The sequence below is a fragment of the Enterobacter sp. ODB01 genome (assembly GCF_001623605.1).
GTDB classification, from domain to species: Bacteria; Pseudomonadota; Gammaproteobacteria; order Enterobacterales; family Enterobacteriaceae; genus Enterobacter; species Enterobacter kobei.
The window spans coordinates 1565862-1579083 of record NZ_CP015227.1; the positions used below are offsets into that span (position 1 = coordinate 1565862).

The 13222-nt window shown below is 55.8% G+C and carries 14 protein-coding genes; 5 read left to right on the forward strand and 9 right to left on the reverse strand.

Translation table 11 applies throughout. The annotated features are described in order from the left end of the window. Positions 1-35: 35 nt before the first annotated feature. The 6 genes from A4308_RS07470 to A4308_RS07495 all read right to left on the reverse strand — a co-directional run bounded on the left by A4308_RS07470 (position 36) and on the right by A4308_RS07495 (position 5961). Positions 36-941, reverse strand: coding sequence for an EamA family transporter (locus A4308_RS07470; RefSeq protein ID WP_014881941.1), 906 nt, complete (start codon positions 939-941; stop codon positions 36-38). A 150-nt stretch (positions 942-1091) separates the two neighbouring features. Then, positions 1092-2471 carry a carbohydrate porin gene (locus tag A4308_RS07475; RefSeq protein ID WP_014881942.1) on the reverse strand — a complete coding sequence of 460 codons (1380 nt, stop codon included), beginning with the start codon at positions 2469-2471 and terminating at the stop codon, positions 1092-1094. Positions 2472-2607: 136 nt separating this feature from the next. Further along, on the reverse strand, positions 2608-2910 hold the full coding sequence (locus tag A4308_RS07480) for a PTS lactose/cellobiose transporter subunit IIA (RefSeq protein WP_029741865.1): 303 nt from the start codon (positions 2908-2910) through the stop codon (positions 2608-2610). 5 nt (positions 2911-2915) lie between these two features. Further along, on the reverse strand, positions 2916-4292 hold the full coding sequence (locus tag A4308_RS07485) for a glycoside hydrolase family 1 protein (RefSeq protein WP_023336505.1): 1377 nt from the start codon (positions 4290-4292) through the stop codon (positions 2916-2918). A 17-nt stretch (positions 4293-4309) separates the two neighbouring features. Next, entirely contained in the window at positions 4310-5635 is a 1326-nt protein-coding gene (locus A4308_RS07490; RefSeq protein ID WP_023331699.1) for a PTS sugar transporter subunit IIC, read from the reverse strand. Between the two features lie 11 nt (positions 5636-5646). Next, positions 5647-5961: a PTS sugar transporter subunit IIB gene (locus tag A4308_RS07495; protein ID WP_014830072.1), complete on the reverse strand. Its 315-nt coding sequence runs from the start codon at positions 5959-5961 to the stop codon at positions 5647-5649. Between the two features lie 293 nt (positions 5962-6254). Here A4308_RS07495 and A4308_RS07500 point away from each other — a divergent pair, with 293 nt between their 5' ends. Then, complete coding sequence (locus A4308_RS07500; protein ID WP_014881946.1) at positions 6255-7205, forward strand: LacI family DNA-binding transcriptional regulator; 951 nt, start codon at positions 6255-6257, stop codon at positions 7203-7205. Positions 7206-7266: 61 nt separating this feature from the next. On the opposite strand, the gene A4308_RS07505 is transcribed toward A4308_RS07500, so the two are convergent. After that, complete coding sequence (locus tag A4308_RS07505; protein ID WP_014881947.1) at positions 7267-7563, reverse strand: YicS family protein; 297 nt, start codon at positions 7561-7563, stop codon at positions 7267-7269. A gap of 140 nt (positions 7564-7703) precedes the next feature. On the opposite strand from A4308_RS07505, the gene A4308_RS07510 reads away from it, so the two are divergent. From A4308_RS07510 to A4308_RS07525, 4 genes are all read left to right on the forward strand, one after another. Beyond that, positions 7704-8123, forward strand: a complete 420-nt coding sequence (locus A4308_RS07510; protein ID WP_014881948.1) for a GNAT family N-acetyltransferase — start codon at positions 7704-7706, stop codon at positions 8121-8123. Positions 8124-8270: 147 nt separating this feature from the next. Beyond that, the gene (nlpA, locus tag A4308_RS07515; RefSeq protein ID WP_014881949.1) at positions 8271-9071 is read left to right on the forward strand and encodes a lipoprotein NlpA; all 801 of its coding nucleotides are present in this window, start codon (positions 8271-8273) and stop codon (positions 9069-9071) included. Between the two features lie 120 nt (positions 9072-9191). Then, the gene (locus tag A4308_RS07520; protein ID WP_045281338.1) at positions 9192-9971 is read left to right on the forward strand and encodes an MBL fold metallo-hydrolase; all 780 of its coding nucleotides are present in this window, start codon (positions 9192-9194) and stop codon (positions 9969-9971) included. Positions 9972-9997: 26 nt separating this feature from the next. Then, positions 9998-10951 (forward strand): GlxA family transcriptional regulator, encoded by a 954-nt coding sequence (locus tag A4308_RS07525; protein ID WP_014881951.1) that lies wholly within the window; start codon positions 9998-10000, stop codon positions 10949-10951. 43 nt (positions 10952-10994) lie between these two features. On the opposite strand, the gene A4308_RS07530 is transcribed toward A4308_RS07525, so the two are convergent. Together A4308_RS07530 and A4308_RS07535 are read right to left on the reverse strand one after the other, a co-directional pair. Beyond that, positions 10995-12083: an AAA family ATPase gene (locus A4308_RS07530; protein ID WP_014881952.1), complete on the reverse strand. Its 1089-nt coding sequence runs from the start codon at positions 12081-12083 to the stop codon at positions 10995-10997. Positions 12084-12229: 146 nt separating this feature from the next. Continuing rightward, the gene (locus tag A4308_RS07535) at positions 12230-13189 is read right to left on the reverse strand and encodes a YbgA family protein (protein WP_023336511.1); all 960 of its coding nucleotides are present in this window, start codon (positions 13187-13189) and stop codon (positions 12230-12232) included. Between the last annotated feature and the right edge of the window lie 33 nt (positions 13190-13222).

The window sequence follows — 13222 nt, forward strand, 5'->3', positions numbered from 1 at the left end:
GTCCCCTCTCCCCTATGGGGAGAGGGGACATCAGGCTACGCCGATGCCTTAACCCTTCTACGCGAATCCATCGAAATCAACACTACTGACGACACAATCAACAGCGTCCCCAGCCAGTCCGGCAGGGTGAACGCCACACCCAGCAAAACCACCGACAGTAATGCGCTGCTCAGCGGCTCAGCGCAGCTCAGAATGCTTGCCTTCGGCCCGCCAATCATCTGTGCGCCTTTCAGATACAGGCTAAATGTTAGCGCCGTACCGATCACCACCAGGTAGAAGAAGGCCAGCAGCAGGCCGCCGTCAATCACAAAGGTGGTCCCGCGTCCGGCGTAGAACGGCGTCAGCATGAGCCCGGCAATCAACATACTCCAGCCGACAATCGGCAGCGTGCCGTAGCGGGCAATAAGTGTTGAGGGATACGTGGTGTAAAACGCGGCGGCAAAGGCCGAGGCGATACCGAAGAACAGCGCGGCAGGGGAGATGGAGAGCGAGGTCGGGTCGCCGTGAGTCACCAGCAGGAAAGTACCGATCAACGACGTAAAAATCGCTGACAGGACAAACACGCCGGGACGCTTTTTTCGCGCCAGCGCAAACCAGGCCACGATAATGGTCGGTGACAGAAACTGCAGCACGGTGGCGGTAGCCGCGTTGGATTTTTCAATCGTCAGCAGGAAGGTGAGCTGCACGGTAAGCGCGCCAACCAGAGAGAAGAACAGCAGGCTGAGGGCATCTTTGCGATGCTTGATGACCGAGAAAATCTTGTCGCCATGAACGAAAGAAAGCGTCAGCAGGATCACGCCGGTAAACAGCAGGCGAACCATGGTCAGGTAAGGCGAAGAAATGTGGCTTTTCTCCATGATGTACTGCGCGCAAACCCCTGAACTTCCCCATAAAACGGCGGCGATCAGGACGTTTAACATCCCTTTGCGTGTGGAACCCATGTTCTCCCCTGCTATGTTGATTTTTTTGTAGCATAACATGGGATATAGCCGGGTTGTGTGCGGCCTGATGCCCTCACCCCAGCCCTCTCCCACGGGGAGAGGGAGAAAACACTAAAAACGGCAACGTTGCGTTGCCGTTTTGCTTTTACCTTAGAACCACGCCTCCCACATCGCGCCGACGTTGAAGTCGTCCAGCGTTTCGTCTTTGGTATTATTCACGCGGGCGGTGCGTTCGTTATCCACTTTGCCGCCGGTCACGTAGAAGCGCAGCATTGGACGGAACTCCGGACCCATGGCGATAGACATGTTCTGCGACAGGGTCAGCTTCCAGCCCTTGTTATCGCCGCCGTTGTCATAATCAACGTGCTGCCAGCCCGCTTCGAGCCAGGTGGAGTGAACGTCGTTCCACCAGTGCATTGGGCGCACGATGGCGTTGTAGTTCTTACGGTTGTCGGTCTTATCACGACTGTTGTCGTAGTCGTGGAAGGCGAGGATGTACTCTACCTGCGTAGCCTGGGTGAATTTGTATAACCCTTCGAAGCTGGCGTAAACCGTGGTCAGATCCTCGGTTTTGTTGAACACGCTGTTGTCCGCATTATCGGAGTAACGCGCGATCACCTTGTTCACGCCGCTGTCGTTGGTGTGGCTCAGCACCACGCCGCCCTGCCAGGCGTTCAGGCGCTCGTCGCTTTCAACCGCTTTGGAGTCAAAGCCGTAGTTAGCGTACAGCTCCATGTCGATCGGGCCGAGCTTCATGCCGTGAATTTTTGACGTCGCGGCGTAGTTGCCTTTGTCGCCCGTGCCGGAACCGCCGGTACAGGTGATGCGCGACGGGTTGGCTTCATCCTCCATCACTTCCGGGCTACAGGATTCCACTGCCGCCACGGCAGCGACGTCAAACTGCACGCCGCCGATGTCGAAGTTTTTCACACCGGCACCCTGGCCGTCGTGGTTCATCCAGAAGTAATCGTTAATCCCCTGCTGTGGACGCTGATGGAAGTCACGACCCGCCCAGAAATAGGCGTTCGGGTTGGAGGCCATAATGTTGGTCACGCCCGCGTAGGCTTTTTTCAGGTTAACTTCGTCGCCCCAGTGGTCGATCATCACGTTGATGTCCCAGATGGCACCGTTATCACCCTTGAAGGCTTTAGAGAGCTGGAATTCCCCTCCGTTGCCCTCGTTACCAAGACGACCAATCGCGGAGGCGCCGTTGTAGGAACCGTCCACCGCTACGTATTTCTGATCGGCGGCCTGGAAGTGCGCGCCGTAGCGGGCGTAACCGGTAAATTTCACCCCGAACGGGATCGCCATATCCGGGGATTGCGCCGCGCTTTGCGGCTCGGTCACCACGTCTGCCTTTTTCGCGACCGCAGCATCCATTTTGGCCTGCCGCTCGGCCAGCGCTTTGTCCACCGCTTTAGCCACAATGGCGTCGATTTGCTCCTGCGTAAATTCTTGTGCGAGTACAGAAATTGGGCAAAGCGCGGCGATAACCGCCATGGTTAATGGAAGTTTTTTAATCGTATTCATGGTTATCTCAATATAGTTTAATTTTATTCAGACAATAACCATCCCGCTCCGATCTGACAGAGTATGTCGCTATCATCAGAACAAGTGGATCTCTATTTAGGGTACAGAGGTATTACATTAATTATTTCGCCATAGACTATCTCTGATATAAATGAATGATTTCTTCGGATAATTCACGCGCTAATAAGGAGTTCATTAAATGATCCTGGGCATGAACCATAATTAAGGTCATCGGCTGGCGGCCTTCGCCAGCATCCTGCTCAATCAGTTTGGTTTGCATCTTGTGCGCCTGGCGCGCGTAGCCATCGGCTTCGCGCAGCAGACTTTTGGCCTCGTCAATGTTGCCCTGACGCGCCGCGTGCAGGGCTTCAAAGCACAGGCTGCGGGACTGTCCGGCATTGACGATAATTTCCATTACGGCTTCTTCTAGTGCGATCATCATCATTACTCTTGTTCAAAACTATTATTTAAGGCGGTGGCGGCAAACCACTCTCCGCTTTTCTTAATGGTGCGCTGCTGCGTCTCTACATCGAGCTGAATAAACCCGTAGCGATTTTTATACGCATTACACCATGACCAGTTATCAATAAACGTCCACATATGGTAGCCAAGACAATTGCAGCCCTCGCTAATCCCTTTATGTAGCCACGTTAAATGCTCAGAAATAAACTCGATACGGTATTTGTCGTTAATCTGGCCATTTTCAATAAAGCGCTGTTCATTTTCGACACCCATGCCGTTTTCCGAAATAAAGCAGCGCGGGTTGCCGTAATTATCACGCAGGTTAACCAGAATATCGTAAATACCCGGCGCGTAGATTTCCCAGCCGCGGTACGGGTTCATCTTGCGGCCCGGCATTTCGTAGTTATCAAAGAACCACTCCGGCATAAACGGCGCCTGCGGGTTCACCGCGCTGTCACGACACTTAACACGGCGCGGCTGATAGTAGTTCACGCCGAGCAGGTCGATTTTCCCTTCCGCGATCAGGGCGCTATCTTCCGGCTTACAGGCAGGCAGCTGATCGTATGCCTTCAGCAGCGCAACCAGGTCCGCCGGGTATTCGCCGCGCAGGACCGGGTCGAGGAAGCTGCGGTTAAACATCAGATCCGCAATGTGTGCCGCCTTCACGTCCGCCGGGTTTTGCGAGCGCGGATAGGACGGCGTCAGGTTTAATACGATGCCGATTTCCCCCGCGTAGTGACCGGCGCGGTAGGCCTGAACCGCCTTTGCGTGGGCCAGCACGGTGTGATACGCCACGGTGGCTGCCCGACGAAAATCCACCACGTTCGGGTAGTGGAAGTCGTACAGATAGCCGCCTTCCACCGGCACAATCGGCTCGTTGAAGGTAAACCAGTGCAGCACGCGATCGCCAAACAGCTCGAAGCAAATCTGCGCATAGCGGGCGTATGCGTCCACGACTTCTCGGTTTTCCCAGCCACCGATCGCCTGCATCGCCATCGGCATGTCGAAATGGAACAGGGTAATAAACGGCGTGATGCCCTGTTCATTCAGCTCATCAATGACCTGATGATAAAAATCGACCGCTTCCGGGTTCACTTCACCGATACCGTCAGGGATCAGGCGCGCCCAGCTAATCGAGGTACGAAAGCTGTTGTGGTTCAGCTGCTTTAACAGCTGAATGTCCGTTTTCCAGTGCTGATAAAACGTGGAGGTCTGCTGCGGCCCCACGCCGTTGTGAAAACGGTTTGGCTCGCGGGCAAACCAGTAATCCCACGTGGTTTCGCCCTCTCTTGCCCCTTCCGTCTGGAGAGCGGAGCTTGCGCTGCCCCACCAGAAGTTATCGGGAAATGCGTATTTCATGACCTTTCCTCTTTGACTTAATTGCTTGCGGTTTCGGCAGCACCGACGGTCGCCTGCGCTTTCTGCTCTTCGTTTTTCATCAGCGTACGCTCATAGGCACGCAGGAAAGGCAGATACATCAGCGCGGACATCACCATACACACAAGGCACATCACCACCGGGCTCAGCGCCCAGTTCGCCGCCCACGAGGCGCCAATCGGTGCCGGGGTGGTCCACGGGGTTAACGAGACGACCTGCGCCAGCCAGCCGAGTTTGGTTGCCGCATACGCCAGACAGGCGTTGATCAGCGGAACGCACACGAACGGAATGAACAGCATCGGGTTCATGATGATCGGCGCGCCAAACAGAATCGGTTCGTTGATGTTAAAGAAGCTGGGCACCACGCCCATTTTGCCGATGGTACGCAGATGGGTAACGCGGCTGCGCAGCAGCAGGAACGCCAGGGGTAACGTGGAGCCTACGCCGCCAATCAGCAGGTAGTGATCCCAGAAGCCCTGCAGGTATACGTGCGGCAGCGCCGCGCCGGCCGCCAGTGCCGCCTGGTTTGCCGAGAGGTTCGCCATCCAGAACGGGTTCATGATGCCGGTGACAATCAGCGAGCCGTGGATACCGGCGAACCAGAAGATCTGGCACAGCAGCACGGAGAGCAGAATAGCGGGCAGGGAGTCGGAGGCAGAGACCAGCGGCTCCAGCAGGTGCATGATCGCCTGCGGGATAATCATGCCGGTTTGCGCTTCGATGAACAGGTTCAACGGGTGCAGGGTACCGATCACCACCATCACCGGGATCAGGATCTCAAACGAACGCGCCACGCCGGTCGGTACTTCTTTCGGCAGGCGGATGGTGACGTTGTTCTGCTTCAGCCACGCATAAACGCGGGTGGCGTAGATGGCGGTGATCAGCGCGGTAAAAATGCCCTGGCCGGAGAGATACTGGGTCGAGATTTTACCGTCGGCATACGGCGCGGCGACCAGCAGGAAGGCCATAAAAGCCAGCAGGCCGGACATCACCGGGTCGAGGTTAAACTGGCGCCCCAGGCTCGCCCCAATCCCCACCGAGATGAAGAAGGTCATCACGCCCATGCTGAGGTTAAACGGCAGCATCAGCTGTTCGCGGTAAGTCTGGGAGAAATCCAGCCAGCCGCGCGCAAAGCTATTGGTAGTATCCGCCGAAAACGGCGGGAAGATGAACACCAGCATAAACGAGCCGATGATCATGAACGGCAGCGCGGCGGTAAAGCCGTCGCGGATAGCAATCACATACTTTTGCTGACCAAGTTTGGCGGCCAGCGGGGTAATTGACTGCTCAATCACCGCGACCATGGATTGATATAACGAACTCATGTGAACACCTTTTAGTGTGCCGCTTCGATGAGCGACAGAGCATAGTCCAGTACTTTATCGCCACGCTGCATGCCGTAGTCCATCATGTCGATGGGCTGGACCGGAATGCCTTTCGTAGCCGCCTTGTCTGAGAGTGTCTGTAACATGTATTTCACTTGTGGTCCGAGAAGCACCACCTGGTATTGCGGAAACTGCGTATCAAATTCGGAAACACCGTACGCATCTATTTTCACCGGCAAACCACGTTCTTTCGCGACATCGACCATTTTGCTGACCAACAGGCTGGTGGACATCCCGGCAGAGCAGCACAGCATAATCTTGAACATCGACAACCATCCTCTAAATGTAAAAAGTTATTGCGGGAATGATTGGACATTATACGGAAACCGGTTTCCATTCATAAAAGACAGAAGTGTGACAACCATCAAGATCCCTTACTTATGAGGCTAATTAACCGGATGTAAGTCACATAATTTGGCTGTTTTGACATCATTTTGAGTGGAAACGGAAAATCGGTTTCCATGGAAAACGGAAACGGATATACTCCGTTCTGGCTATAATATGAGCCGAAGCGGTCATGGAATTTGCAGGCGCGAGGTAAGCCTGTCAGGGGAAAGAGATGTCGACAATCAATGATGTATCACGTCTTGCCGGGGTATCTAAAGCCACGGTATCGCGAGTGTTGAGTGGGTCGCGTGGCGTAAAGGAAGCCAGCCGTCAGGCCGTTCTGAAGGCAGTGGATGAGCTTAACTACCGGCCTAATGTGATTGCCCAGTCGCTGCTGAGCCAGTCGACGGGATGTATCGGCGTCATTTGCGCACAGGAAAATATTAACCAGACCACCGGTTATTTGTACGCGCTGGAAAAACATCTCAGCCAGCATCAAAAACACCTGCTGCTGCGCTTCGCGCATAGCAAAGCCGAAGTAATGAATGCGCTCGAAGAGCTCTCCTGCGGTTTGTGTGATGACATCCTCGTCATCGGCGCGCGTTTCCCGCTGGACGTGGATATGGACAACGTCATCCTCGTGGACTGTATGGAGTCCGATAATTCCAATAGCATCCAGTTCGATCACGCCTTTGCCGCTGAAACCGCCTGTAACTACCTGACCAGCCAGGGTCGTCGCCAGATTGCCCTGATCCACCCGCACGGCAGCGGTTTTGCCGATCAGGTGCTGCTCGGCTACAAACATGCGCTGGAGAAAAATTTTCTGCCCTTTAATCGCAACCTCGTCTTTATGGACGCGACCTCCTCGTCCGTTGCGCTACAGGAGCTGCTTAACAACGCCAGCACGCTGAATTTCAACGCATTACTGGTGGCGGACGAGCAAGAAGCCCAGCGAGTGATCCCACAGCTGCAGGCGTTTAATAAATCCGTGCCGGAAGACATTATGGTCTTCAGCCTTGCTGGATCCCTGCACCTGCCGGGTATTCCGGTGATCCCGGCCATTGAATATTCCATGGATGCCATGGCGGCGCGTATCGTGAGCTGGCTGACGGAGAAAACGCAGATGCTGGGTTCGTATGTGCTGCGCGGGGATTTAATTATTCCGGATGTGCGTAAGCGTTAAAAATGTTGTGTAGGCCGGGTAAGGCGCAGCCGCCACCCGGCGAGAAGCACGTTTCCAGCCCTCAATAATCTTCCATACAGTCCACCTGACCAATCGCCGCCCAGTAAGCATCCAGATTGTCGCGCTTGACGGCGGTAACGGCATTTTTGATCAGCAACTGATTGGCCTCGGACGACAAAATCATCTCCTGCCAGGCTTTATCGCTCTGCTTTCTCTGTGGCGTACAGGTTTTCTTAATATCTTTAAGGACCTGCTGCTTTATTTGCGCCTCTTTCGCGGGGTCATCCTTTTCCTGAGCATGGACAAACGCGGCGAAGAGCAGACAAACCAGCAGGCAGACCAGGTGCGCAGCTTTCATCAAAACCCCCTTTAGAAGTCACATGCTTCCCATGAAATATATCGTTACATTCAGTGTAGCGACGCCAGTCGAAAGTATGAATTTTCTCCACGCCACCGGTGTGCGATAGTGAGACGGCACAGAAAACAAGGAGAGAAAATATGCACTTGAGCATTACTGACGCCGTCACGCCGCAGGAAAAAGAAGAGCTACTTGTGGGTCTGAGAGCCTATAACGGACGGTTCCTCGATTTGACGAACTTTAGCGGTGACATAGGCGTTTACGTTCGAGACGAAAAGGGCGTCATGCTGGGCGGCTTAATCGGCGTACGTAAAGGCGACTGGCTGAATATCGACTATCTCTGGGTGAGCGATACCGTACGGGGCAGCGGTGTGGGCAGCCAGCTTATCAACACGGCGGAAAATGAAGCCAGGCGTAAAGGCTGCAAGCACGCGCTGGTGGATACCGTTAGCTTCCAGGCGCGCCCGTTCTATGAAAAACAGGGCTACCAGCTGCAGATGTCTTTGCAGGATTACCCATACCCGGGTATGCAGCGTCATTACCTGACGAAAGCGCTTTAAATTCTGATTCTGCGGGCCGGGGAAGCGCAGAGCCACCCGGCGATACCCGCATATAACTTATCCTTCTTATTGATTCTTTTTCGTTTTTTATTTCCCCGCCTCGTTGTCGATATAGTCATTGAAACATTCAGCAAAAGGAACTGTCTCGTGAAACGTCGATTGGGTGCGCTGGTCCTCGCTGGCCTGCTGCTGGCAGGGTGCGATCAAAATGGCAGCGATGCCAGACACATTAAAGTAGGCGTCATCAACGGCGCCGAGCAGGACGTGGCGGAAGTCGCCAAAAAGGTGGCGAAAGAGAAATATGGCCTGGACGTGGAGCTGGTCGGCTTCAGCGGCTCGCTATTGCCTAACGATGCCACCAACCAGGGAGAGCTGGATGCCAATGTCTTTCAGCACCGTCCGTTCCTTGCAGAAGATAACAAGGCGCATGGCTACAAGCTGGTTGCCGTGGCGAATACCTTCGTGTTCCCGATGGCCGGTTATTCACGCAAAATCAAATCCGTTTCGGACCTGAAGAACGGTGCGACCATTGCCATTCCAAACGACCCAACCAACCTTGGCCGCGCGCTGTTGCTGCTGCAAAAAGAGAAGCTCATTACCCTGAAGCCAGACACCGGCCTGCTGCCGACGGCGCTGGATATTACCGCTAACCCTAAACATCTGAACATCATGGAGCTGGAAGGGGCGCAGCTGCCGCGCGTGCTGGACGATCCCAAAGTGGATGTCGCCATCATCAGCACCACCTATCTTCAGCAAACCGGGCTGTCGCCGGTGCATGACAGCGTCTTTATAGAAGATAAAAATTCGCCGTACGTGAACATCGTGGTGGCGCGCGAAGACAACAAAGACGCGGAGAACGTGAAGGAATTTATCCAGTCGTATCAGTCACCGGAAGTGGCGAAAGCGGCTGAGACGATCTTTAACGGCGGAGCGGTACCGGGCTGGTAAATTCTGCCTGAAAACGCGGAGTTTAAATTGGCCCGATTCCATCGGTAATCGCCCTTTAACCCACAGCGTGACCTGCGACGTCGGGCTATCCTCCTTATCACACCAACCGGAGGATAGCCCATGAACATTACCCAAATTCGCAACGCCACCCTGCTGATTACCTACGCTGGGAAACGTCTTTTAATCGACCCGATGCTGGCCCCGAAAGATGCTTATCCGGGCTTTCCCGGCACGGCACATGCCGAACGCCGTAACCCGACGGTCGAACTCCCTGTTGACGTCAACACGCTGCTGAACGCCGACGCGGTGATCGTCACCCATACCCATGACGATCACTGGGATCGCGCCGCGGCAGAGCTGATCGCCAAAGACAAGCCGATCTACGTGCAAAACGATCGTGATGCCGCGCTGCTGCGCAGCCAGGGGTTTATCAACCTGACGGTCATGACTGACGCGACCACCTTCGACGGGATTCAGATTGCTAAAACCCACGGCGGCCAACACGGTACCGACCGGGCTTACGCCGTGCCGGAGCTGGCGGAGCGTCTGGGCGAGGCCTGTGGCGTGGTGCTGCGTCATCCTGATGAGAAGACGCTTTATCTTGCCGGGGATACCGTCTGGCGTGACGCGGTGGCGGCCGATCTGCAAAAGCACCAGCCGGACGTGGTGGTACTGAACGCAGGCTATGCACACGTCATTGGTTTTGGCCCCATTATTATGGGGCAGGAGGATGTGCTCAACGTTCATTTCCTGCTCCCACAGGCCAAAATAGTGGCGAGCCATATGGAAGCCATCAACCACTGCCTGCTGACCCGCAGCGCGCTGCGTGAGTACGTTGAAGCCAATCAGGTGAGTGACGCAGTGACCATTCCCCAGGATGGCGAAACCGTTATATTCTGAGTGCGTTAAAGGGAAAGGAGAGACAAATGTCGCTAATCAACGTCGCGATTGTCGCGGTAGACGGGTTCAGCCCGTTCCACTACTCCGTTCCCTGCATTCTGTTTGGCGATTCCGTCTCCGGCGAAAAGCGCTTTAACGTGACGATCTGCGCCGAAACGCCGGGGTTCCTCACCTCAAAAGACGGGTTCGCCCTCAACGCCACGCAGGACTACACCGCCATTGGTCGGGCCGATATAGTCGTTGTTCCCTACTGGCAGCACGTCCTCGAACGCCCGCCTCAGACGCTGCTCGACAGCCTGGTGCAGGCGAGAGACAACGGCGCGGAAATCGTCGGGCTGTGTCTGGGGTCGTTTGTGCTGGGCTATGCGGGCATTCTCGACGGCAAGCGCGCTGCCACCCACTGGGAGTTCGAAAATCAGTTCCAGTCGCTCTTTCCGCACGTCCAGCTTGATATCAACGCCCTCTACGTGGATGACGGCAATATCATCACCTCTGCCGGAACCGCGGCTGCGCTGGACTGCTGCCTGTATATCATTCGTCAGCGCTTTGGCAGCGTAGTCGCCAACCAGATTGCCCGGCGGATGATTGTGCCGCCGCACCGCGAGGGAGGTCAGGCGCAGTTTATTGCTCAGCCTGTTCCGAATGACACCCGCGATGCACGTATCAATTGCCTGATCGACTATCTACAGCAGCACATCACCGAACCGCATAGCCTGGACTCGCTGGCGGAGGTGGTTTCGATGAGCCGCCGCACGCTGACCCGTCACTTTATTAAAGCCACGGGAATGAGCGTCGCCGACTGGCTTACCGCCGAACGCCTGCGGCGTAGCCAGATCCTGCTTGAAGCCGGAAATATGCCGATTGAACGCGTAGCCGAGCTGGTGGGATTTAATTCTGCCGTCACCTGGCGACAGCAGTTTAAGGCGCGTTTTGGGGTAAGTCCTGCGGAGTGGCGAAAGACGTTTCGTCTGCATAGCTAGCGTGGAAGTTCCACCCCGGTAAGTTGGGTATGAAGAGATTGAGCTACCCCAGCCTCTCCACCTTCGTCTCCCCCTCCGCCATCGACAGCTGGTACAGCGAAAAGGATCTCTGTTTCTCAATCAACTTCGCCAGCTCCGGCGAGTGGCTGGTGAGCCAAATCTGCGAGTAGCGGCTGGCCTCGGCGATTAAGCTCGCCAGCGCGGGCAGCATCTGCGGATGCAGGCTGTTTTCCGGTTCGTTCAACGCGATAAACGCCGGTGGGCGCGGGCTTAACAGCGCCACCGCCAGGCACAGAAAGCGCAGGGTGCCGTCGGAGAACTCCGCCGGTTCCAGCGGGCGGCTCAGCCCCTCGCGCTGCATCATCATGCGAAAACGTCCGCCGGTGTTGTCGCTGTAAAACACGCAGCCGGGGAAGGCCTGGTCGAGGATGCGCATCAGGAGCAGTTCGTCGCCAATCTCCACGATGGTCTGAAACGCCGCCGCCAGGTTGGCACCGTCGCTGGCCAGCACCGGGGAACGGAACCCGACCTGCGGGGCACGCATCGCCGAGCCGGATGAGACGGAAAACTCATGATAAAAGCGCCAGTTACGCAGGGACTCGCGCATCTGCGACACTTCCGGGTAAAGATGCGGTTCGCCGAGCTGCCCGAACACCGATTCGTTCTCATACAGCGTGCCGCTGTGGGTTACTTTCTCGTGATGCACGTTATTCAGAAACACCGCCTGATTCTTACGCTTCATCAGCTGTGACGACGGGCGTCGATGCTGGCCGCTCAGCCAGATGGACTCCTCTTTGATCACCGGGTCGAGCTGAAACTGCGAGGGATAGGGCAGCCTCTCCACAAACCCGACCTGCAGCTCGTATTCGTAGGTCTCGGTTTCCACCGCCAGGTTCATCCGCCGCAGCTGGTCGCTGCGGGTTTTGCCTGCCCAGAACACCTTCAGAATGCCGCCCTCGTTCGCCAGCGCCTGGGAGAACTGCCCCTGGGCGGCGCTGTGCATCAGGTGTATCGCCTTGTAAATATTGGATTTTCCGGTGCCGTTCGGGCCGAAGACGATGTTTAGCTGCTCCAGCTCAAGCGACATCTCGCGTATGGAGCGGTAGTTTTGAATGTGCAGGGTGTTGATCACGGGCAAGCCCCTTTTTGCAGAATAAGCCTGTATATAATCACAGTCTTTGAGGTTAAATGCAAAAAAGAGACGACAGTGAGGATGTCGTCTAAACGGGGTACTGCTTTGGGCCTCTACGGGTCAATGGGGCCTTCGCATTTTTGTGATCACTTGACTGCCAGACGCAGACCCAAATCATCAGGATAGGGATCAAAGTAGTTTTGCGTCATCAGATACCGGTCGGGATATTCGGCCAGGTAGTGCTTCAGCAGCGTGATCGGGGCGAGAATAGGTAACTGCCCGTTGCGATAGTGCAGGATCACGTCGCGCAGCTCACCGCGCTGGCGGGTGTTTAGCTGGTTGCGGAAATACCCCTGAATATGCATCAGCACGTTGGTGTGGTTCTTCCGCGAAGCCGGTTTTTTCAGGATCGTCATCAGCTTTTCCCGGTACGCCACGAAGAAGGCGTCCAGGTCTTCCCATTCGTGCAGCGAGGCAACGAACGGGCCGATTTCGCGGTAGCCCGCCTGATGGTGCGCCAGCAGCTGCAATTTATAGCGGCTGTGGAAATCCAGCAGCCCACGTCGCGTCAGCCCTTTAGCGCGCAGCGTGTTTAGCTCGTGCAGGGCAAATACCCGCTCAATAAAGTTTTCCCGCAGCACAGGGTCGTGCAGCCGACCATCTTCCTCGACGGGCAGCCACGGGTAGGTTTCAAGAAGGGCGGCGGTGAACAGCCCGACGCCCTCCTTGCGGCCCCGGTTGCCGTTTTCATCGTACAGCCGCACGCGTTCCAGGCCACAGCTTGGGGATTTTGCACAGACGATAAATCCCGAAAGATCGCCGATTTTTGGCAGATATTCCGCCGTAAAGTCGGCCATTTTCTGCGTGAGGTCATCATGAGGCGGCTTGCTGAAACGGAGCTGCGTCTCGCCGCTGTCCGTCAGCGTCAGGCGTATGGCCGGGCGAGGCGTCGGCAGGCCGATCGCCATTTCCGGGCAGACGGGGCGGAAATTCACCCACTGGGCCAGCTCATCCATAACGAAGCCCATACGCTTGTGTCCGCCGTCAAAGCGTACGGCGGAGCCGGTCAAACATCCGCTAATACCGAGCACAGGTTTCGTTGTCATGGTGTGGTCCCTCCCGTTCATATAATTAAAACT